A 19,952-nucleotide genomic window follows, 5' to 3' on the forward strand; every position below is an offset into this window, starting at 1 on the left:
ATCTTTATGCAATCTTAATGTCAGCACCAAAATGCTTGTCAGAAATTTATTTGTTTTCATTTATAATAGCTGCTATACAGGAGGTGAGCGTATGAGCTCATCCAGACTAAATTCGGATGAGCTGTTAAAGGTAATCCGAGATGAAGAAGAAAATCAAACCAAAGGGCATTTGAAAATCTTTTTTGGATATGCAGCAGGTGTAGGGAAAACCTATGCAATGCTCAAAGCGGCTCATATAGCAAAAAATCAGGGTGTAGATGTGGTGGCTGGTTATATCGAACCGCACGCACGTCCTGAAACGGCAGCCCTTTTGAACGGCTTGGAGATTCTTCCTACTAAAGAAGTAGAATATAACGGAATCACGCTGCACGAATTTGATATTGATACGGCACTGAAAAGAAAACCGCAGCTTATGCTTGTGGACGAGCTTGCTCATACAAATGCACAAGGGTGCCGCCACACAAAGCGCTATCAGGATATAAAGGAACTTTTGAATGCGGGAATAGATGTTTATACAACCGTTAATGTTCAGCATATTGAAAGTCTCTGCGATGTAGTTGCATCCATTACAGAAGTTTTTGTGCGGGAACGCATTCCAGATTCGCTGTTTGACAATGCGGATCAGGTTGAATTGGTGGATATTGAACCGCAGGAACTAATTGACCGACTTAATGCCGGAAATGTCTATAAGGAAGCACAAGCCAAACAAGCCGTAGAGAATTTTTTTACCGTAGAAAACCTGACGGCGCTTCGAGAAATTGCGTTGCGCCGATGTGCAGATCGGGTAAATATCCTGACGGAGTACGCCCGATTGAAAAGTCACGGCAATTATCATACAGACGAGCATATCCTTGTTTGTCTTTCTTCGTCTCCCTCTAATGCGAAAATCATTCGTACTGCCGCAAGAATGGCTACTGCCTTCAAGGGAGCTTTCACAGCGTTGTTTGTGGAAACTCCGGATTTTTCGGTAATGAGTGAGGAAAATGCGAAACGCCTGCGCTCCAATATGCGTCTTGCCGAACAGCTTGGCGCAAAAATTGAGACAGTTTACGGTGAAGATGTTTCTTTTCAGATTGCAGAATTTGCAAGGCTTTCCGGTGTTTCCAAAGTTGTGATTGGGCGAAGCTCCGGGGTAAAACGCCATCTGTTCAGCAAACCGACTTTGACAGAAAAGTTGATTGCGAGCGCTCCTAATTTGGATATACATATTATTCCCGATACTGTTTCCAATGAGGCTGTTTATCAGTTGAGAAAAGCAAAGAAAAGAAATCACATCATTTTTTCTGCTGCGGATATATTAAAGTGCATTGTGATCCTGCTTGCTTCCAGCTTAATCGGAACGATTTTTGAAAATCTTGGATTTGCCGAAGCCAATATTATAACTGTCTTTGTTCTTGGCGTACTGGTAACATCTGTTATAACAAAGCACCAAATATACAGCCTGATTTCTTCTATTGTCAGTGTTTTTGTTTTTAACTTTCTGTTTACCGAGCCGAAATTTACATTGCAGGCATATGACCAAGGCTATCCGATAACCTTTTTGATTATGTTTTTGGCAGCTTTTTTGACAGGCTCCCTTGCTATACGGCTCAAAAATCAGGCGAAGCAGGCGGCAAGAGCAGCTTACCGTACAAAAGTATTATTTGATACCAACCAGTTATTGCAGCAATCAAAGGATAGAAATGAAATTGTATCCGTAATCTCTAACCAGTTGCTAAAACTGTTGGGAAAGGATATTGTTTTCTATGTGGCTGATAAGGAAAAATTGGAAGAACCTCATATTTTTTCAGCAACCAATGAAAGTTTAGAAATGTGTACTTCTGATAATGAAAAAGCAGTTGCAGGTTGGGTATTCAAAAATAATAAGCGTGCCGGGGCAACAACCGAAACGCTGTCCAGCGCAAAATGTCTGTATTTTGCTGTTCGTGTCAACAGCACAGTATATGGTGTTGTTGGAATTGTTATGGGAGAGAAGCCTCTCGATCCGTTTGAAAACAGCATTTTGCAATCCATCCTCGGTGAATGTGCGCTGGCTTTAGAAAACGAAAAGAATGCCCGTGAGAAAGAGGAAGCGGCGGTTCTTGCGAAAAACGAACAGCTTCGGGCAAATCTGCTTCGGGCAATTTCACACGATTTGAGAACGCCCCTGACATCTATCTCCGGCAATGCGAGCAATCTTTTGTCTAACGGCGAGTCCTTTGATATGGATACGAAAAAGCAGCTTTATACCGATATTTATGACGATTCAATGTGGCTAATCGGTCTTGTGGAAAACTTGCTTGCCGTTACCCGAATTGAGGAAGGCAGACTGAACCTGAATATCTCCCAAAATCTGATAGATGATGTGATTACAGAAGCTCTTCATCATATTAACCGCAAAAGCGTGGAACATCATATTACCGTTGAAAATGAGGACGAGCTTCTTCTTGCAAAAATGGACGCTAAACTCATCGTTCAAGTAATTATCAATCTTGTGGACAACGCCATAAAATATACACCTCAAAATTCTCATATTGAGATCAGGACAGCGAAGCACGGAGATATGGCAGTTGTTTCCGTAGCTGATGACGGTGAAGGAATACCGGATGAAATAAAGCCACGAGTGTTTGATATGTTTTACAGCGGTGCAAACAAAATTGCAGACAGCCGCCGCAGCTTGGGACTTGGGTTGTCGCTATGCAAATCCATCATTAACGCTCACGGTGGAGAAATTACAGTTTCCGACAATCAGCCGCACGGAACAGTATTTACATTTACATTACCCTTAGGAGAGGTCAAGGTTTATGAATAAATTACTTATATTAGTTGTAGAGGATGATACCTCTGTAAGAAATCTAATTACGACTACATTAAAGGCGCACGACTATCGCTATCTTACAGCGCTAAACGGTCAAACAGCAATTTTGGAGGCTTCGTCTCACAATCCTGATATTGTTTTGCTGGATTTGGGGTTGCCGGATATAGACGGCGTTGAGGTCATAGAAAAAATCCGTACTTGGTCGAATATGCCGATTATCGTTATCAGCGCCCGCAGTGAAGATACCGATAAAATTGACGCTTTGGATGCAGGAGCAGACGATTATTTGACAAAACCGTTTTCGGTGGAGGAATTGCTTGCAAGGCTTCGGGTTACGCAAAGGCGACTTACGATGATTCAAAAGGAATCTCCTGCCGAATCTGCCGTTTTTACCAACGGACAACTCCGTGTTGATTTTGCCGCCGGCTGTGCCTATTTGAATGAGGAAGAACTGCATTTGACGCCGATTGAGTATAAATTGCTTTGTTTGCTTTCAAAAAATGTCGGCAAAGTCTTAACGCATACTTTTATCACGCAAAGCATTTGGGGGAGTAGTTGGGATAACGATATTGCTTCTCTGCGAGTGTTTATGGCTACGCTTCGTAAAAAGCTGGAGAAGGACGCAGATTCTCCGCAATACATCCAAACGCATATCGGTGTCGGATACAGAATGATGAAAGTGGAATGATATATAGCTATGGATATGAAAAACAATATAGAAGAACACACGGAATGGATATATTGTCCTGCCTGTGGAAACAAAACAAGGTTACAAATACGGGAAGATACGGAATTAAAGAACTCTCCTCTCTACTGTCCAAAATGTAAGAGGGAAACATTGATCGAAGCGAAAGAATTACAAATAACTGTCATCAAAGAGCCGGACGCATAGACGCAGAGCCGATGAATTTGTGAGTAATCACAGATCATCGGCTCTGTTCTTTATAAAGAGGAAAAAGCAGCCTTGCGGCTACTTTTCGGGTGTGGTATCAATCAAGGCTTTCGCTGTTGCTTTGACGACTTCCAATGACCGTTCATCGCAAGCTGAAAGCATACGGAGGAGATTTTCTACCTCGGAATCTTTGGACGGCTTTTCGGGGTAGAAAATCGAATCCGCAGAAATATTCAACTCCCGGACGAGCTTATGTAGGACATCAAAACTTGATTTCTTTCCCTCGTTCTCAATCCTGTATAGGTATCGCTCGGTAATATCCACTTTGTTTGCTAACGCTTCTATGGTAATTCTGGCGTTCTCACGAGCAGACTTAATGATACAGCCAAGCGTTTCAGGTTGCTATGCACTTGCAGTTCACCTCCGTCTATAATTATACGGATTTATGCCATCTTTATAATGGCACGACAATTCAATTATAAATAGACTGACAGTTCGCAAATATATGAACTAAATAAGAGGTATCAACCCCACCAAATGAAAAAATGAGGTTTTGACGGGGCGATTCAACACGCCTATACCCTTCAATCCGAGTTTTTGGATTGGAGGGATTTTTTATGCACTGGACTTCTCTCGGCGTTCCGCTGCTTGTGATGAGCAGCGAATATGAGTCTATGACATAGGTATTATCAGAGGTGTTCCATCAAAAAAAGCACTTGCCCTACAAAGGGGCATTGCGGCTCACATACTGAACTGATATGCCATAGATATAATGAAATAAACGCACTTGCACGGCGAAATTTGTCGCTATGTAGGTGCGTTTTTGCGTTTACCGGGATTATAAACTTTAATAGTGTCGGCTGTCGTTCACCGCCTTCCAGTCTGAATTTTTACATTTTTTGAAAATTCAGACTGGAGGTAAAGTAAATGGCAAAAAGTCAATTAGATGTTCTAAAAGAGGAGTTTCAGAGCGAGTGCAAGGTTATCAATTTGAAATACGAGTATGAAGGGTATAGCGGAAAAGAACAATGGGCGATTATCTCGGAACTATCCAAAGAGGAAATACTTAAAAAGTACAAGCCTATTGTTCAGGATTACATATGAACGACAATTTGATGTTCGCCGGATTGATGAAGTATGCCGATAAATCTTTTTGGGAAAAGCATAAAATCATTCAGTTTGATACGCTGACCGAGAAAGGTAAATACGAAGTAGTGGCTGCTTTTAAGACAGAAGTATATACAGACAGTCCGAACAGCTTCAGATATTATGATTTTGTCAATGCAGATACAGAAGATGATTTCAATGCGTATATCGCCAAGTGCAAGGAACTTGCTTTGTATGATACGGGAATAACCGCAGAAAACGGCGATAAATTGATTACGCTTTCTACCTGCGAATATTCCCGTAACAACGGAAGAATGGTCGTCGTGGCAAAGAAAGTGGCTGAGTAAGGAGGGATAAGGCAGACATGCGTGAAATTGAGAAAGTTAGAATAGTGCTTTCAATGATGAAACCAGCTCAGGAACGAAGATTGTATAAGTTTGTCATTGAGGGAAAGAGCTGTCGTGAAATAGCCGTAGAAGAAGGTACTTATCACAGTTCTGTCAGCAAATCTATTGAAGCAGCAAAGAGAAATTTTAAGAAATTTTACGAGAACCTCTGATTTTGGGTGTCCAAAATGAACCCTTTTGTGCAATGAGTGAAGGGGTTATTTCATTCCGGATACGAATGACACTTCAAAATGTTTAGAAATGTGAGGTTTTACATATGAAAGAAAAAATAATTTGCCGTGGAGATTTATTCTACTACGACTTTGGAACACGAACAGGTTCGGTACAAAGCGGAACACGACCGGTACTTGTAATTCAGGCAGATGATTATAACAGAAACGCACCAAAAATTATTGTGGCTGCTGTAACAGGCGTTATCAAGAAAAGATACCTGCCGTCACATATCCTGCTCGGTCAGGAGCTTGGACTCAAGAAGCCGTCAATGGTTCTACTGGAGCAACTTCAGACAGTAAACAAAGATGAACTCAGAGATTACATCGGAACGATTTAAGATGAGCAGCTTTTAAGGCGGATAAATATAACGCTTAAAAAGACTTTCGGACTTTGGATTTATAAGGAAGAAAAGAAAGAAAATATCCGTTGCCTTTGCTCAAAGTGCCTGAAAGATTATATTCACAATCCTAATTGTATCGTGCGTCGGCTTGACACGTTTGCTAAGGTCAAAGACCATTGTGATAAATGCAATCAATCCGGTTGGGATTATGTGATTGCTGAAAGAGAGCACAACGCAAGAGAAAAGGGGTGTCAGAATGTCTAAGAAAAGATATGAAATTGTAAGTTATGACATCCCGCTTTAGTTAAAACCTGTTTTATCGGTAACGGAAACTTCAATTTACACAGGGATAAGTGCCAATAAGATATATGAGATGTCAGAATCGGAGGACTGCCCTTTTGTGATATGGATAGGAAGTCGCAGGGTAATCAAGAGAAAATCCTTTGAGGAATACCTCGAAAGGCAGTATTCAATATAGTAAAAAGTCAAATCTGCGATGAGTCCGATTGCATAATGGGCTTATCGCAGAAAAATGAATATACTGATGCCATCAACGCAAGGAGGTATCAGTATATCTCCCGAAAAAGAGATGAAATCATAGCATACGATATTCCATTATGGAACAAACCTATAATGTCTGTTGCGGAAGCTGCGATGTAAACAGGACTCAGTGCAAATAAAATTTACGAAATGACAAGTGATGAAAAATGTCCGTTTGTCATATGGGTTGGAAGTCGTAGAGTTATCAAGAGAAAATCGTTTGAAAAATATCTGGAAAGACAGTATTCCATATAGGAAGCGGAAAGGAGAATAAATGATAAGCAACAAAGGAATGCCATTAGAGCATAAGCCGATACTGACTTTAAGAGAAGCGTCACTCTATACAGGAATCAGCGAGGAAAAACTGAAAGAAATAACAAATCCGTATGCGTGTCCATTTGTTTTGTGGATGGGTTATCACAGATTTATAAAGAGAAAAGCGTTCGATGAGTTCATTCGGACATCAAAATTCAAGGGAGGAGCAAAAGATGAGCAGTCTGAATATTGAGTGGTTTATCACTAAGAGTGAGAGCGTTCCAGTATGGCACAAGGTAGCACTCTCGGTTGATGAGATGTATGCGTACACAAGTATCGGCAGAGAAACAATACGAGGACTTATCAAACTGCCGGAAGCAAAACACTTCACAATAAAAATAGGAAAAAGAACGCTGATTAAACGCAAACGCTTTGAAGAATTTTTGGAACAAATGAGTTCTATTTGATGGGAGGAATGAAGATGTACAAGATAGATGGTACTGAACTTTATGATTATCAACAACAGTTATTGCAACCGCCGGAGGAAATACCAATTTGGGAAAAGAAATGTCTTACTGTTGAGGAAGCGGCGGCATATACCGGTATCGGAGAAAGAAGACTGAAAGCACTTTTGAAAGAAAAGGATAGCAGTTTCAGAATTGCAAGAAGCGACCAGTTTTTAATTATACGAGAGAAATTAGAAAAATTTATTGATGTAACCACAGAACTTTAGGAGGTAGAATGATGGCAAATACAAAAAGAAAAGACAAATCTAGAAAGGTTCTCCGCAAAGGAGAATCTCAACGTTCAGATGGTACATATCAATATCGTTGGACGGATGTGAACCGAAAAAGACAGTGCATTTACGCAAAAACTTAGACGATTTGAGATATAAGGAAGAAGAAATCGACAAGGACAAAAAAGGCGGTATTAAGGCAGAAGCACGATACACAACACTTAATGATATGTATGAGCTTTGGAGAGATTTGAAGCGTGGAATAAAAAACAATACCTTTGAGAATTACAAATATATGTACGAGACATTCGTGCGTAACCAGATTGGCTCTCAATTTATAATGTCCTTAAAAAAGAGTGACATCAAGAGATATTATAATAGCCTTGTTGATGACAGACATTTGAAAGCTGCAACAATTGACAGTATACATACCGTTCTACATCAGGTTTTTGAAATGGCAGTAGATGATGATTATATCAGAAGCAATCCAACCGACAATGTTTTGCGTGAATTGAAAAAATCGCATTGCTTTAGGAATGAAAAACGCAGGGCATTAACTAAACCGGAGCAGGAACTTTTTCTTGATTATCTGAAGAATACACCGGAAGCACAGTATTGGTATCCGATATTTGCGGTTATGGTAGGAACAGGATTACGTGTCGGCGAATTGACCGGACTTAGGTGGTGTGACATAGATTTAGAGGAAGGAATTATAGATGTGAATCATACGCTTGTTTACTATGACCACAGAACCGAAAGAAGCAAGAGAGGTTGCTATTTCAATGTGAATACAACCAAGACACCGGCAGGTATGCGACAAGTCCCAATGCTTGAATTTGTTAAAGAAGCGTTTTTGATGGAAAAAGAAAGGCAGGAACTTCTCGGACTGCATTGTAAAGCCACGGTTGACGGATATACGGATTTTATTTTTGTAAATCGTTTTGGTCAGCCGCAACATCAAGCAACCCTCAATAAAGCAATTCGTCGCATTATACGAAATTGTAATGATAAGCAGTTTTTAGAAAGTGATAATCCGGAGGTTTTAATTCCGCACTTTAGCTGCCATTCTCTTAGACATACATTTACCACGAGAATGTGTGAAGCAGGAGTGAATGTGAAAGTCATACAGGACGCACTCGGACACAAAGATGTATCCACAACATTGAACATCTACACAGATGTAACAAAGGAATTAAGAAAGTCAGAGTTTGAGGGACTTGAACAGCAGTTCAATCAATAAATACTGGAAAAATGAAAAGAGAGCTTATGTCGGCTGCAATGCCGGTGTCTGCTCTCTTTACTTTATGTGATGAAAATGGTAGAACAGAAAAAATAAGATGAAGCGATTATCGAAGTTCGGAAAAACAAATAAAATTATTCCAATTATACATAATAAGAGCTTGAGTAATTTAATATAGCCATACACCAATTACACCATTTTTTACACCAAATCTTATTTTTAGTTTAATGAAACTGATAGAAATGGTGTAAAAATGCCTTGTATATGCCCATTTACAAGTAGCGAAATTGGCAAGATGGTTTTAATGTTAATTTGGACGATTTCGTCCCAACAATGAAGCCAATAGGCAAGAGTGTAGGAAGTGATGAAAATGTTGCTGAAGAAGTAGCTAACTATTTCTTTACGCCTAATGAGAAAATTGATTTTTCCAAAGTCAAGATCGAAGACTTTTTGCAAGAATCAGTTGCCTTTGAGCAATTTGCAGCTTGTGATTTTAGGGCTGTTAAAGTTAAAGCTTGTGAGGCTGTGCCAAAATCCAAAAAGTTATTACAATTCACATTAGACGATGGTTCTGGAAAAGATAGAATTATTCTAAGTGGTATCCATGCATTTTATGAACCAGAAGAATTACTTGGTAAAACGCTTTTAGCAATTGTAAATTTGCCACCACGAGCAATGATGGGCATTGAGTCATGTGGTATGCTGCTATCAGCTGTACATATGGAAGATGGCGAAGAGAAACTTAATTTACTAATGCTAGATAATCATATCCCGGCAGGTGCTAAGCTTTGCTAGTTCGGACAAATATATTGTTAAATATGGAGAGAGGCAATCATAGGATTGTCTCTTTTCTGTTCATATACGTTTTTATAAATTAAAATAAGCAGCATTTTAATTCATTTTTACCTTATTAACTGCTCATATTTTACACAGTATTGTTAAATTGCAGTTAGGAGGTGAGTTGATGCATTAAACGTGGCTTTTCATTTATTAAAGAGTACTAACTTATTTACAAATAACAATCAAGTTGAACAGTGTAGTCAACTTAAACATTTGTGTAAATCTTTACGTATAACATGGATAGATCCATCTGGCACAGTTATATTTGATAATGACTTTCTGGTAGCTCAACTTAGTAATCACTCTGAGCGTGAAGAGATTATAACCGCCCTAAAATCAGGAGAAGGCCAAGCTGTTCGTTATTCCAGCACATTAAATGAAGATACTTTTTACTATGCTGTATGCTTAGATAATGGAACAATTTTACGCTTAGCTACTGAAGCTAAGAGCCTAGGTTCGATTATATTATCAGCAACACCTATTATTACACTTGTTTTGCTCTTAATCATATTGGCATGTATTGCTTTGTCACATATGTTGACAAGTCAGCTAATTAAACCGATTGAACAAATGGCACGTAACATTGCCAATAAAGATTTTCAAGCAACATACAAAGAGTTAGCTCCCTTCAGCCACATAATAAGAACGCAGCATATTAGAGCGGCCAAAGAAAGACAAGATTTCACAGCCAATGTTTCTCACGAATTAAAGATTCCACTTACAGCTATTTCTGGGTATGCTGAATTATTAGCTGCAGATATGGTAGATAAAGAACAAAAAATGCATTTTTATCAAGAAATTCAAAAATGTGCAGCTCGCTTGATTAGGCTATTCAATGACATTATTCGTTTAGCTGAAATAGATCGAAGCGAACGAGAACCATTATTTAGTAGTGTGGATTTGGCTGAAATAGTTAAAGAGTGTCTTACGAGCTTGAAAGTTAATGCTGATCAACGCCAAGTTAAGCTAATTCTGCAAGCTTAAAAATGTATTGTACATGGTAATCAAGAAATGCTGAAAGAGCTTGTAGATAATTTAGTTGCTAATGCCATCAGATATAATTCACCGGGTGGTAAAGCTTTAGTAAAAGTAAGTACTGATAACAATCATGTTAGGCTGCTAGTAGAGGATAACGGCATAGGGATTCCAGAAACGGAACAAGCCAAAATTTTTCAACGTTTTTATCGTGTCGATAAAAGTCGCTCTAAAGCAACTGGCGGTACTGTTTTAGGCTTGGTAATCGTCAAGCATATTGTTGAATTGCACTCTGCACAAATTATACTTAACAGTGTTCCAGGTGTCGGTTCAAGCTTTACAATTATTTTTTGATTCTGCAACAAGGCTTCAAGGACTGTTTGACATGTTGTGTTAAGTCAGTTATCATTCTATTGGCTAAAAATCACACAAACTATCTTCTGTTGATTAAATTTAGTTTGTGGAAGTTAAAACAGGAGGAATTTATGGCCGTAATTTCAATGAAACAGCTTTTAGAAGCAGGTGTCCATTTTGGTCACCAAACACGTAGATGGAACCCTAAGATGGCTCCTTACATTTTCACAGAACGTAATGGTATCTATATCATCGACTTACAGAAGACAGTTAAGTTAATTGAGACAGCATATGATTTCGTTCGTGACTTGGCACAGAATGACGGTACAATTTTGTTCGTTGGTACTAAGAAGCAAGCTCAAGATTCCATTAAGGAAGAAGCAGAGCGTTGTGGTATGTACTACATCAACAATCGTTGGTTAGGTGGTACATTGACAAACTTCACAACAATCAGAAAGCGTGTTCAACGTTTAGCTCAATTGGGCAAGATGGAAGAAGACGGTCAATTTGCTTTATTGACAAAGAAGGAAGTTGCTAAACTTCGCTTGGAAAAAGAGAAACTTGAGAAGAACTTGGGTGGTATCCGTAACATGAAGGAATTACCTTCCTGCTTGTTCGTTGTTGATCCACGCAAGGAACACATTGCTGTATCTGAAGCAAAGCGTTTGGGTATCCCAGTTGTAGCAATTGTTGATACTAACTGCGATCCTGATGATGCTACATATGTTATTCCAGGTAACGATGATGCTATTCGTGCCGTTAAGTTAATTGCTGAAACAATTTCTAACGCTGTTATCGAAGGCCGTCAAGGCGAAGATGCATTGGCGATTATGACACAGTCTACTGAAACTGAAGCTACAGAGGAAGCAACAGAAACTGTTGAGGAGCCTGTAGAAGAAGCAAAAGAAACAGAAGAAGCTTAAGCGAAAGGAATTAGTGTAATGGTTATTACAGCTGCATTAGTTAAACAATTGCGTGAGATGAGCGGTTCAGGCATGATGGACTGCAAGAAGGCTTTGCAAGTCAATGATGGCGATATTAATAAAGCTATGGACTGGTTGCGTGAGCAAGGCATGGGTAAGGCTGATAAGAAGGCTTCCCGTGTTGCTGCAGAAGGTGTTGTAACATCTTACATTCACGGCAATGGCAGAATCGGTGTCTTGATTGAAGTCAACATTGAGACTGACTTTGCTGCTAAGAACGAGGACTTCCAAGAGTTTGCTCGTATGATGGCTATGCAAGTTGCTGCTATGAATCCTAAGTATGTTACACCGGAAGAAATTCCAGCTGATGTTTTGGAGCATGAGAAGGAAGTTGTCCGTAATCAAGCTTTGAATGAAGGTAAGCCAGCTAAGGTCGTTGATGAGCGTATCGTTCCAGGTAGACTTGAGAAGTTCTATGCTGAGGTATGCTTGATGAATCAAGCTTTCATTCGTGATGATAGCAAGACATGTGATCAAGTTCGTCGTGAATTGATCGCTAAGATCGGTGAGAACGTTGTTGTTCGTCGCTTCATCCGTTATGAATTAGGTGAAGGTATAGAGAAAAAAGAAGAAAACTTCGCTGAAGAAGTTATGAAACAAATTAAGTAATGATGTTTGGCGGCAACTTCGGTTGCCGCTTTTTTATACCCTTTTTTCGGAGGTAATTATGTTATATAAGCGTGTCTTATTGAAGTTGTCAGGTGAATGCCTTGCAGGTGACCGTGTTGGTGGCGGTATTGATGAAGCAACTTTAGCGCGTGTAGCCAATGTAATCAAACAAGTGCATGATAAAGGTGTGCAATTGGCAATTGTAGTTGGTGGTGGCAATTTTTGGCGTGGACGTTCTAGTCAGAACATGGACCGTGTAACGGCTGACCAAATCGGTATGCTAGCAACTTGCATGAATGCCCTGGCTTTGTCAGATTCTTTGGAGCAAGTTGGCTTGGAAGTACGTGTAATGAGCTCAATTGAGATGCGACAGATTGCTGAATTGTACATTCGTAAACGTGCTTTGAGGCATTTAGAAAAAGGGCGCGTTATCATTTTTGCTTGTGGCTTAGGTAATCCTTATCTTTCAACTGATACGACAGCAGCATTAAGATCTGCTGAAATTAAGGCTGATTTATTCTTAAAAGCCACAAATATTGATGGTGTTTATGATAGAGATCCGCATAAGTTTAGTGATGCTAAGCGTTATGATTTTATTTCACATGATGATGTTTTGAGTAAGAACTTAAAAGTCATGGATGCAACAGCAGCAGCCTTGTGTCGTGATAATAAGACAGATATTTTTGTTTTCGATGTCCGTAATCCAGAAAATCTTCTCAAGGCTTTGGAGAGCACGGATGGTGGTACTTTAGTTCATAGCTGATTGATAATTTAATGATGCTTGTATGCTAAGGAGTGAAAGTGCTAACTATAGTTAGCACTTTTTTATTATGTGTAACGTGATGTAAAGTAGATTTTTTAGGCTGTTTTATAATTAATAAATAGAAGGGGTGAGTAAGTGAAAAAAGAAATTGTTTACGCATTTTTTGGTTGGCTTTAGGTATTGTCTTGATTACAAAAGGTGATTTGGGAACATCACCAATTTCTTCTGTTCCGCTTGTGACATCGACAGCCTCCAACCTATCGTTTGGTCAGACAACTTTTATTTTGAATGTTGCCTTTATTTTGTGTCAGTGGTTTTTATTGCAAAAAGATTTTTTGCCTGTACAATGGTTGCAACTTGCCATTAATTTATTATTTTCTAGTATGATTGATATAGCGACGCAATTATTAAGCTTTCTAAAAGTAGATAATTTGTTTATGCAGCTTTTAGTCTTTTTGTTAGGCTGTGCGTCCTGTAGCCATTTTTATATACTTCACCTGCTTCTCTTCTTTCGTATAACGCTACCCCAATTTGTTCCTAAGCTTCGCTATTTAGAACTGCATCCGTAACATTGTTTAGTAATTTTTTCATTGCTTCTTCATTGTTTCCTATGAATAGAGCTTTAAGTAATTCCGTTTCTAGTGTAATATTGATTTGAGCCATCTTGATCCTCCTGTTTGTTTATTTACATTTTTATTATAACTGAAAGAGTCATCTTGGCCTTACTTTTTTACACCAACTTAGATTGCACTATCGTTTGCGGTTGTAGTTACCATAAATAGAAATATAGGGCTTTTATAGCAGTAAACAAGTTAAATAGAGTAAAAATATGCTAAAATTAAGAAAATGTCTGCTAAGGAGTAATAACTATGGCTATTGAAATCACTAAGAGTACATATGAACCTTATGAAGAAAAAATGAAAAAGTATTTGGACAATTTGGTTGAAAATCTAACTTACATCAGAGCTGGACGTGCTAATCCACGCTTGTTAGATCGCGTCTTGGTTGATTATTATTCATCAATGACACCAATTAATCAATTAGCTAATATCCAAGTACCTGAAGCTAGACAATTGTTGATAACGCCTTGGGACGCAAATGTCTTAAAGAGTATTGAGAAGGCAATTTATGATTCCGATTTGGGCTTGACACCTTCTAGCGACGGTAAGAGCATTCGCTTGACTTTTCCAGCTTTGACTGAGGAGAGACGCCATGATTTAGCTAAAGAAGTAGATAAATATGGTGAAGAAGCTAAGATCAATATCAGAACTGTGCGCCGCGATTTCTTGGATAGTATGAAGAAGCTCCTCAAGAGTAACCAGATCAGTGAAGATGTTTATACTGGTTGTGAAGAAGATATTCAAAAGCTTTTGAATAAATATAGCGAACAGGTCGATAAAGCCGTCAAAGTTAAATCTGCAGAATTGATGGAAATTTAATTTGGCTTACCAATTAAGTGATCAAACTTTAAGTGACTTAAAAATTTTAAAGTTACCTAAGCACGTGGCAATTATTATGGACGGTAACGGCCGTTATGCCGAACGCCTCAATAAGCCACGTTCTTTTGGTCATAAAGCTGGCGCTCTAAACTTAACTAATGTTTGTCGAATCATGGATGCGATGGGGATTAGTTATTTAACTGTCTATGCTTTTTCAACTGAAAACTGGCAGCGACCGCTAAGCGAAGTTACCCAATTGTTTGCCTTAGTCTCACAATTTTTTGATCAGTATATTGATGAAATATGTGAGCTTGGCGTCAGATTGCGTTTTATTGGTGAAATAGGCGAGTTACCTTTAAGCTTACAAAAGACAGTCAAGCGAGCTACTGAGTTGACACATGACAATAATAAGCTGCAGCTGATAATAGCACTTAATTATGGGGCAAGGCAGGAAATAGCTAAGGCAGCTTGTAAATTTGCTTTGGATTGTGAATTACAGCCAGACTTGTTAAAGCTAAAAGCTAAGGACTTAGAAGCAAAATTTGCTAGCTATCTTTGGACATGTGACTTGCCTGATCCTGATCTAGTGATTAGGACGGCAGGTGAGTTACGTTTGTCTAACTTTTTACTTTGGCAGTTAGCTTATGCTGAGTTATACAGTACAGATTGTCTTTGGCCTGAGTTTGGTGAAAAGGAAATACTTTCAGCAATTGTTGCGTATAATCAACGGACACGTAAATTTGGTGGCTTAGCCAAAAGCTGATTTGAAAAGGAGTTAATATGAACGATCGTACTAAAACAGGAATAGTTTTGGTGATACTGGCTTTGTTCTTTTTATTGCCGGCTGCCTTTTTTAGCCAGATTATTATAGTTGCAGGTGTAATAGTTACAATTCTAACTTGCTTAGAGATGTTTTATGCTTTACGCCGACGCCTAAAACCAATAAGTTTGACGAGTATTTTTATCGGTGCATTTACAGCTTTGTTGCCGTTATTTGTTTGGTTAGCATTCAGTGATTATGTTAATTGGTTTAATTTGCCATTAAGAGCTAGCGGAATTTCCGCCGAACTTGTTCAGAATAATCTATGGCGCTCTTATTATTTATGGTTATTTGGCTTAGGTTTTGCTGTATATGCCTTTGCGTTCTTTATTTATGCTTTATTCTCAGTGCTTTGGCAGTTCATGCATTATGGTCCAATTGTTTTACCTCAAGCTGGTTTGACGGTATTTGCTGCGCTTTACTTATCCTTACCATTGGCTTCATTGGCCTTATTATCATTTGCAATCCCAAATGGCTACAAGTGGGTTTGGTTTGCTGTTATAGTAGTTACGACTACTGATATTGCCGCATACTATGGTGGTAAGAATTTTGGCAAGAACAAAATTGTGCCTGACATCAGTCCAAATAAGACGATTGAGGGAACTATTTCTGGTTTGCTTGCTTCAGCAGTAGTTGGCAGCCTATATGCTTTACTGTTTTTAACTGGCTCAGTACCACAACTCAGTTCTTATTTCCTGAATTTTATCATTGGCTTCTGTGCCGCCTTTATTTTAAGCATTTTAGCGCAGTTAGGTGATTGGTTCGCCTCGGCTCTGAAGCGTTGGGTCAAGCTAAAAGATTTTAGTAAGATTTTGCCTGGCCATGGTGGTGTTTTGGATCGTATAGATTCATACATGTTCGTATTACCAGGTCTGTTATTGTTAACATTTGTTTATTACATGAGTAAATTTGCCTGAGGGTGAGTATGTATAAAAAAATAAGTATTTTGGGCTCAACAGGCTCAATTGGTCGACAAACTTTGGCAGTTTGCCGTAATTATAATTTGTCAGTTATAGCGTTAGCATGCCGTTCTAATTGGCGTTTATTGATCGAGCAGATCATGGAGTTTAAGCCGTTAGCCGTTGCTTTATGTACGGAAGATAAAAATTTACAAGCTGATTTTAATAGCAATTTGGCAAATAGCTTAGCTAAGCTGTCTGATGCTTACAAAGGACCAGATGTATTTTTGGGTGAGGATGCTGCATGCAAATTAGTTGCTTATGATTGTGACTTAGCAGTTGGTGCCATCATTGGTTTAGCTGGTTTAGCACCTAATTTGGCCTTTTTGGAGGCAGGCGTTGATTTAGCTTTGGCTAACAAAGAGAGTATAGTTTGCGCTAGTTATTTGCTTGATCAAGCTATGGCTAAATCTAAAGCCATAATTTTGCCAGTCGATAGTGAACACGCAGCTATTAGTGAGTGTCTGAAAGCAGGGGAGCGTTCAGATTTTAAGCGAATTTGGTTGACAGCTTCTGGCGGACCATTTCGCACCTGGGAAGCTGCCAATATTGCGCTGGCAACTAAGGAAGAAGCTCTGAAGCATCCTACTTGGCAGATGGGGGCCAAGATAACGATTGATTCAGCCACCATGATGAATAAGGGGTTAGAAATGATAGAAGCTGCTTATTTGTTTAAGGTAAAAGCGGATGATATTCAAGTTGTTGTACATCCACAATCAATCATTCATTCTGCTGTTGAATGGCAAGATGGTCAGGTGACGGCTGAAATGAGTTTTCCAAATATGGAAGCACCAATCAAAGCAGCTATCTTTTATCCCAATAAGTTAGAGGGCTTAACTGAACCGTTCAATTTCTTTGATGAACGGGCGCGTAATTTAACATTTTATCCGCCTGATTTTAATAAATTTCCTTGTTTAGCTTTAGCTAAATCTGCTATGATTGAAGGCGGAATTGCGCCATTAGTTTTGAATGCAGCTAATGAAGCGGCAGTTCAGTGCTTTTTGCATGATCAAATTCGTTTGGGCCAAATTGCTACATCGGTAGAAGCGGCATTAGATGACTGTCGTAAACTTAACATAAATCAAGTACATGATTTAGCAGAACTTTTGGCACTTGATCAAAAATATAGAAATTTTGTGAGGAACTATTTACATGTCTAATTTGCTTAACATAGTTGTTGGCATCTTAATCGGTCTTGTTTCACTTAGCTTGATGATGCTTTTGCATGAACTTGGCCACTATGTGGCGGGGCGCTTGCTTGGCTTTAAGATTATTGAATTTTCACTTTTCATGGGACCACGTATTTTTAGTCGTGTTAAAAATGACATCCGTTACAGTATAAAATCCCTGCCAATTGGTGCATCCGTTGAGTTTGCTGGTGAATATCCAGAGATGGATGAAAAGCTAAATCCTAATCAAATTGCTAATCCTGAGCTTGGCCAGACTGAGAAGTTGGAAGATGAATCACTCAGTAAAGAAGCTATTTTAGAGCGTGACAAAGCAGCTGGTATTTTCTATGCTCAAGCTAAATGGAAGCGCTTCATTGTCATGGCAGCTGGTCCAACCATGAACCTCATCACTGGTTTCTTGGCCTTTGTTATCTATTTTGCACTTACTTATTCCAGCACTACTCAGTTGTTAGAAGCACCGAAATATAGTTTAGCAGCTGATCTAGGCATTCAAGCTGGTGATAAGATTGTCACTTATAATGGCTTCAAGATTAAAACAGACATGGATATTGTCGTAGCTGAGAAGTTCCCAGCTAGCGAACAAGGTCGATTGCTTGTATATGAGCATACGGATAAAGATGGCACCGTCAGCCAAAAGCAAGGCTATTTACAAGACAGAAAGCTTAAATTTTTACGCTTGAATGTGATTGGTCAGGCTGAAGAAGATAAGTTCAAAGTCATCCAATCCCAAAATGATGCTATTCAAGTTGGCGATGTAATTACGAGCATCGATGGCAAAAAGTTCACCCCTGAAGCTAGAGTTTATACAGGTGAAGCTGAAGCTAATTCTGAAATTACAAGCAAAATCAAGCTCTTACGCGCTGGAAAAGAAGTAGAAGTAGATGCAAAGCAGACAGTCTATGCTGTTAAAGCTCCATCAGGCTTATATTTACAGGCTGTAAGCGGTGTCAGCCCAGCTATTGGTTACGCTTGGAATTATTGTTTTTCAGTTGCTAAGAGTACATATTATCTCTTAGGCTTACTGTTCAAGGGCATGTTACCAGTTAGAGATGCCTTTGCTGGCCCTGTTGGTATCGTCAATTTGTATTCGCAAATTAATAGTGCCAATTTCGTAATTTGGGAGAAATTGCTCAGATTTGTGCAGATGTTTGCCTTAATTTCCCTGAGCTTGGGCATTTGCAACTTTATTCCGTTACCACCACTAGATGGTTCGCAAATTTTCTTGTTAGCAATCGAAGCTATTCGTGGCAAGCGTTTATCCGAAAAATGGGAGAATTTATATGGCTACCTTGGCTTAGCTTTAGTTCTCGGCTTAGCTTTGTTTACACTCTATCTTGATATTGCGCGTATTTTTAATCACTAGGTAAAAAATATGGTTTATCATAATTAGCATGTATGAGATAGAACGTAGAAAAACAAGATTAGTTAAAGCTGGCAAGATTGCCTTTGGCTCAGATGCACCGTTAGTTATTCAATCGATGAATAGCACTGATACGCGTGATGTAGAAGCTTCGCTTAAGCAAATTGTTGAGCTCAAAGAAGCAGGTTGCCATTTGACGCGTTTGGCTGTACCTGATTTCACAGCTGCTAATGCATTGAAGGAAATTGTCAAATATTCACCTTTGCCAATTGTGGCTGATATTCACTTCGACTATAAGTTAGCTTTGGCAGCCATTGATGCCAATGTCTGTAAGATTAGAATTAATCCTGGCAATATGAAGATGAATGGTGGTCTGAAGGAGGTTGTGCAGGCAGCCAAAGCTAAGCATATTGCAATCAGAGTTGGCGTGAATGCAGGCTCCTTAAATCCTAAAATTTTACGCAAATATGGTGGTCCAACGGCAGAGGCACTGGTTGAAAGTGCTAAAGAGGCTATCAATATGCTAGAAGAAGAAAATTTTTACGATATTGTTTTGTCGCTTAAATCTTCCTTTCCGTTATTGACTATTCAGGCTTACAGGTTGATGGCCAATGTCTGCGATTATCCTTTTCATATTGGTGTTACAGAAGCTGGTACTCTGCGTGAAGGTACAATTCGCTCTGCTGTTGGAATTGGTACTTTATTAGCTGAGGGTATTGGTGATACTCTGCGTGTTTCTTTGACAGCAGCTCCTGTGGAAGAAGTGAAAGCAGCAATCAGTATCTTGAAGTCATTAGGCTTAAGTGAGGGCTTGACGTTTATTTCTTGTCCAACTTGTGGCCGCACGGAAGTTGATCTCATTAATGTTGCCAATGAAGTAGAAAAGCGTTTAGCAAATATCAAAGTTAATGCTAAGGTGGCAGTCATGGGCTGTAAGGTTAATGGCCCTGGTGAAGCTAGAGGCGCTGATTATGGCATTGCTGGCGGTAAGGGTAACTATCTTTTGTTTAAAAAAGGTGTCACAATCAAAAAAGTTTCAGAAGATGGCGCCATTGACGCCCTAATTTCAGAAATTTTACAAGATCAAGCTAAGGCTAAAACAGCTCAAGCTAAGATTTAATTAGGTGAGAGTG

Annotated in this window: 26 protein-coding genes and 3 pseudogenes; 27 read left to right on the top strand and 2 right to left on the bottom strand. The window is 39.1% G+C overall.

Going from position 1 to position 19,952, the window contains the following annotated elements:
• Positions 1-91: 91 nt before the first annotated feature.
• The 3 genes from PYS62_RS03875 to PYS62_RS03885 are packed head-to-tail and all read left to right on the top strand — an operon-like array spanning position 92 to position 3,689.
• Complete coding sequence (locus tag PYS62_RS03875) at positions 92-2,791, top strand: sensor histidine kinase (RefSeq protein ID WP_066714310.1); 2,700 nt, start codon at positions 92-94, stop codon at positions 2,789-2,791.
• The gene (locus PYS62_RS03880) at positions 2,784-3,485 is read left to right on the top strand and encodes a response regulator (RefSeq protein WP_066714308.1); all 702 of its coding nucleotides are present in this window, start codon (positions 2,784-2,786) and stop codon (positions 3,483-3,485) included. The genes PYS62_RS03875 and PYS62_RS03880 overlap by 8 nt, the downstream gene beginning before the upstream one ends.
• 15 nt (positions 3,486-3,500) lie before the next feature.
• A complete protein-coding gene (locus PYS62_RS03885; RefSeq protein ID WP_066714491.1) occupies positions 3,501-3,689 on the top strand; it encodes a cysteine-rich KTR domain-containing protein in 189 nt (62 codons plus the stop codon).
• Positions 3,690-3,767: 78 nt separating this feature from the next.
• Here the strand turns inward: PYS62_RS03885 and PYS62_RS03890 are convergent, their stop codons facing one another.
• The gene (locus PYS62_RS03890; protein WP_066714306.1) at positions 3,768-4,070 is read right to left on the bottom strand and encodes a helix-turn-helix transcriptional regulator; all 303 of its coding nucleotides are present in this window, start codon (positions 4,068-4,070) and stop codon (positions 3,768-3,770) included.
• A 546-nt stretch (positions 4,071-4,616) separates the two neighbouring features.
• Here PYS62_RS03890 and PYS62_RS03895 point away from each other — a divergent pair.
• The 18 genes and pseudogenes from PYS62_RS03895 to PYS62_RS07495 all read left to right on the top strand — a co-directional run bounded on the left by PYS62_RS03895 (position 4,617) and on the right by PYS62_RS07495 (position 13,620).
• Positions 4,617-4,793: a hypothetical protein gene (locus PYS62_RS03895; RefSeq protein WP_156422975.1), complete on the top strand. Its 177-nt coding sequence runs from the start codon at positions 4,617-4,619 to the stop codon at positions 4,791-4,793.
• Positions 4,794-4,795: 2 nt separating this feature from the next.
• Positions 4,796-5,143: pseudogene (locus tag PYS62_RS03900) on the top strand (class B sortase); the annotation flags it as partial.
• 17 nt (positions 5,144-5,160) lie between these two features.
• A complete protein-coding gene (locus tag PYS62_RS03905) occupies positions 5,161-5,355 on the top strand; it encodes a hypothetical protein (protein WP_315572481.1) in 195 nt (64 codons plus the stop codon).
• A gap of 104 nt (positions 5,356-5,459) precedes the next feature.
• Entirely contained in the window at positions 5,460-5,753 is a 294-nt protein-coding gene (locus PYS62_RS03910) for a type II toxin-antitoxin system PemK/MazF family toxin (RefSeq protein WP_315572480.1), read from the top strand.
• A 322-nt stretch (positions 5,754-6,075) separates the two neighbouring features.
• Positions 6,076-6,234 (top strand): annotated as a pseudogene (locus PYS62_RS03915) (excisionase); the annotation flags it as partial.
• A 197-nt stretch (positions 6,235-6,431) separates the two neighbouring features.
• A pseudogene (locus tag PYS62_RS03920) lies at positions 6,432-6,551 on the top strand (excisionase); the annotation flags it as partial.
• Positions 6,552-6,570: 19 nt separating this feature from the next.
• Entirely contained in the window at positions 6,571-6,804 is a 234-nt protein-coding gene (locus PYS62_RS03925; RefSeq protein WP_066714304.1) for an excisionase, read from the top strand.
• Positions 6,785-7,018 carry an excisionase gene (locus tag PYS62_RS03930; protein WP_066714302.1) on the top strand — a complete coding sequence of 78 codons (234 nt, stop codon included), beginning with the start codon at positions 6,785-6,787 and terminating at the stop codon, positions 7,016-7,018. The genes PYS62_RS03925 and PYS62_RS03930 overlap by 20 nt, the downstream gene beginning before the upstream one ends.
• A gap of 14 nt (positions 7,019-7,032) precedes the next feature.
• Positions 7,033-7,284: an excisionase gene (locus tag PYS62_RS03935; protein ID WP_066714299.1), complete on the top strand. Its 252-nt coding sequence runs from the start codon at positions 7,033-7,035 to the stop codon at positions 7,282-7,284.
• 11 nt (positions 7,285-7,295) lie between these two features.
• A complete protein-coding gene (locus PYS62_RS07490) occupies positions 7,296-7,430 on the top strand; it encodes an integrase DNA-binding domain-containing protein (protein WP_390864693.1) in 135 nt (44 codons plus the stop codon).
• The gene (locus tag PYS62_RS03940; RefSeq protein WP_390086110.1) at positions 7,409-8,527 is read left to right on the top strand and encodes a tyrosine-type recombinase/integrase; all 1,119 of its coding nucleotides are present in this window, start codon (positions 7,409-7,411) and stop codon (positions 8,525-8,527) included. The genes PYS62_RS07490 and PYS62_RS03940 overlap by 22 nt, the downstream gene beginning before the upstream one ends.
• A gap of 333 nt (positions 8,528-8,860) precedes the next feature.
• Positions 8,861-9,322, top strand: coding sequence for a hypothetical protein (locus PYS62_RS03945; RefSeq protein ID WP_066714297.1), 462 nt, complete (start codon positions 8,861-8,863; stop codon positions 9,320-9,322).
• Positions 9,323-9,502: 180 nt separating this feature from the next.
• Positions 9,503-10,351 (top strand): histidine kinase dimerization/phospho-acceptor domain-containing protein, encoded by an 849-nt coding sequence (locus tag PYS62_RS03950; protein ID WP_066714295.1) that lies wholly within the window; start codon positions 9,503-9,505, stop codon positions 10,349-10,351.
• 27 nt (positions 10,352-10,378) lie between these two features.
• Positions 10,379-10,696: a sensor histidine kinase gene (locus PYS62_RS03955; RefSeq protein ID WP_066714293.1), complete on the top strand. Its 318-nt coding sequence runs from the start codon at positions 10,379-10,381 to the stop codon at positions 10,694-10,696.
• A gap of 131 nt (positions 10,697-10,827) precedes the next feature.
• Positions 10,828-11,619, top strand: coding sequence for a 30S ribosomal protein S2 (rpsB, locus tag PYS62_RS03960; protein WP_066714291.1), 792 nt, complete (start codon positions 10,828-10,830; stop codon positions 11,617-11,619).
• An 18-nt stretch (positions 11,620-11,637) separates the two neighbouring features.
• Positions 11,638-12,288 (top strand): translation elongation factor Ts, encoded by a 651-nt coding sequence (gene tsf / locus PYS62_RS03965; RefSeq protein ID WP_066714289.1) that lies wholly within the window; start codon positions 11,638-11,640, stop codon positions 12,286-12,288.
• Between the two features lie 58 nt (positions 12,289-12,346).
• Positions 12,347-13,051, top strand: coding sequence for a UMP kinase (gene pyrH / locus PYS62_RS03970; RefSeq protein WP_066714287.1), 705 nt, complete (start codon positions 12,347-12,349; stop codon positions 13,049-13,051).
• A 167-nt stretch (positions 13,052-13,218) separates the two neighbouring features.
• Positions 13,219-13,620: a DUF6198 family protein gene (locus PYS62_RS07495; protein ID WP_156422974.1), complete on the top strand. Its 402-nt coding sequence runs from the start codon at positions 13,219-13,221 to the stop codon at positions 13,618-13,620.
• Here the strand turns inward: PYS62_RS07495 and PYS62_RS03975 are convergent.
• Positions 13,589-13,714 (bottom strand): hypothetical protein, encoded by a 126-nt coding sequence (locus PYS62_RS03975; protein WP_315572472.1) that lies wholly within the window; start codon positions 13,712-13,714, stop codon positions 13,589-13,591. The two genes, PYS62_RS07495 and PYS62_RS03975, sit on opposite strands and share 32 nt — an antisense overlap.
• Positions 13,715-13,920: 206 nt before the next feature.
• Here PYS62_RS03975 and frr point away from each other — a divergent pair, with 206 nt between their 5' ends.
• Genes frr through ispG form a run of 6 tightly spaced genes read left to right on the top strand, consistent with a single transcriptional unit; the run spans position 13,921 to position 19,939 of the window.
• A complete protein-coding gene (frr, locus tag PYS62_RS03980) occupies positions 13,921-14,490 on the top strand; it encodes a ribosome recycling factor (protein WP_066714285.1) in 570 nt (189 codons plus the stop codon).
• Position 14,491: 1 nt separating this feature from the next.
• Positions 14,492-15,253, top strand: coding sequence for a polyprenyl diphosphate synthase (gene uppS / locus PYS62_RS03985; protein WP_066714283.1), 762 nt, complete (start codon positions 14,492-14,494; stop codon positions 15,251-15,253).
• 17 nt (positions 15,254-15,270) lie between these two features.
• On the top strand, positions 15,271-16,227 hold the full coding sequence (locus tag PYS62_RS03990; protein ID WP_066714282.1) for a phosphatidate cytidylyltransferase: 957 nt from the start codon (positions 15,271-15,273) through the stop codon (positions 16,225-16,227).
• Between the two features lie 8 nt (positions 16,228-16,235).
• The gene (gene dxr, locus PYS62_RS03995; RefSeq protein WP_066714281.1) at positions 16,236-17,429 is read left to right on the top strand and encodes a 1-deoxy-D-xylulose-5-phosphate reductoisomerase; all 1,194 of its coding nucleotides are present in this window, start codon (positions 16,236-16,238) and stop codon (positions 17,427-17,429) included.
• On the top strand, positions 17,422-18,822 hold the full coding sequence (rseP, locus tag PYS62_RS04000) for an RIP metalloprotease RseP (protein WP_066714278.1): 1,401 nt from the start codon (positions 17,422-17,424) through the stop codon (positions 18,820-18,822). The genes dxr and rseP overlap by 8 nt, the downstream gene beginning before the upstream one ends.
• Positions 18,823-18,859: 37 nt before the next feature.
• On the top strand, positions 18,860-19,939 hold the full coding sequence (gene ispG / locus PYS62_RS04005) for a flavodoxin-dependent (E)-4-hydroxy-3-methylbut-2-enyl-diphosphate synthase (RefSeq protein WP_066714489.1): 1,080 nt from the start codon (positions 18,860-18,862) through the stop codon (positions 19,937-19,939).
• Positions 19,940-19,952: the final 13 nt, after the last annotated feature.

It is taken from the genome of Amygdalobacter nucleatus, from assembly GCF_029167365.1.
GTDB classification, from domain to species: domain Bacteria; phylum Bacillota; class Clostridia; order Saccharofermentanales; family Fastidiosipilaceae; genus Amygdalobacter; species Amygdalobacter nucleatus.

Bases quoted from the DNA above. Each gene is read 5' to 3' on its own strand.
- PYS62_RS03875 (WP_066714310.1), top strand. From the start codon at position 92: ATGAGCTCATCCAGACTAAATTCGGATGAGCTGTTAAAGGTAATCCGA.
- PYS62_RS03880 (WP_066714308.1), top strand. From the start codon at position 2,784: ATGAATAAATTACTTATATTAGTTGTAGAGGATGATACCTCTGTAAGA.
- PYS62_RS03885 (WP_066714491.1), top strand. From the start codon at position 3,501: ATGAAAAACAATATAGAAGAACACACGGAATGGATATATTGTCCTGCC.
- PYS62_RS03895 (WP_156422975.1), top strand. From the start codon at position 4,617: ATGGCAAAAAGTCAATTAGATGTTCTAAAAGAGGAGTTTCAGAGCGAG.
- PYS62_RS03905 (WP_315572481.1), top strand. From the start codon at position 5,161: ATGCGTGAAATTGAGAAAGTTAGAATAGTGCTTTCAATGATGAAACCA.
- PYS62_RS03910 (WP_315572480.1), top strand. From the start codon at position 5,460: ATGAAAGAAAAAATAATTTGCCGTGGAGATTTATTCTACTACGACTTT.
- PYS62_RS03925 (WP_066714304.1), top strand. From the start codon at position 6,571: ATGATAAGCAACAAAGGAATGCCATTAGAGCATAAGCCGATACTGACT.
- PYS62_RS03930 (WP_066714302.1), top strand. From the start codon at position 6,785: ATGAGCAGTCTGAATATTGAGTGGTTTATCACTAAGAGTGAGAGCGTT.
- PYS62_RS03935 (WP_066714299.1), top strand. From the start codon at position 7,033: ATGTACAAGATAGATGGTACTGAACTTTATGATTATCAACAACAGTTA.
- PYS62_RS07490 (WP_390864693.1), top strand. From the start codon at position 7,296: ATGGCAAATACAAAAAGAAAAGACAAATCTAGAAAGGTTCTCCGCAAA.
- PYS62_RS03945 (WP_066714297.1), top strand. From the start codon at position 8,861: ATGAAGCCAATAGGCAAGAGTGTAGGAAGTGATGAAAATGTTGCTGAA.
- PYS62_RS03955 (WP_066714293.1), top strand. From the start codon at position 10,379: ATGCTGAAAGAGCTTGTAGATAATTTAGTTGCTAATGCCATCAGATAT.
- rpsB (WP_066714291.1), top strand. From the start codon at position 10,828: ATGGCCGTAATTTCAATGAAACAGCTTTTAGAAGCAGGTGTCCATTTT.
- tsf (WP_066714289.1), top strand. From the start codon at position 11,638: ATGGTTATTACAGCTGCATTAGTTAAACAATTGCGTGAGATGAGCGGT.
- pyrH (WP_066714287.1), top strand. From the start codon at position 12,347: ATGTTATATAAGCGTGTCTTATTGAAGTTGTCAGGTGAATGCCTTGCA.
- PYS62_RS03975 (WP_315572472.1), bottom strand. From the start codon at position 13,714: ATGGCTCAAATCAATATTACACTAGAAACGGAATTACTTAAAGCTCTA.
- frr (WP_066714285.1), top strand. From the start codon at position 13,921: ATGGCTATTGAAATCACTAAGAGTACATATGAACCTTATGAAGAAAAA.
- PYS62_RS03990 (WP_066714282.1), top strand. From the start codon at position 15,271: ATGAACGATCGTACTAAAACAGGAATAGTTTTGGTGATACTGGCTTTG.
- dxr (WP_066714281.1), top strand. From the start codon at position 16,236: ATGTATAAAAAAATAAGTATTTTGGGCTCAACAGGCTCAATTGGTCGA.
- rseP (WP_066714278.1), top strand. From the start codon at position 17,422: ATGTCTAATTTGCTTAACATAGTTGTTGGCATCTTAATCGGTCTTGTT.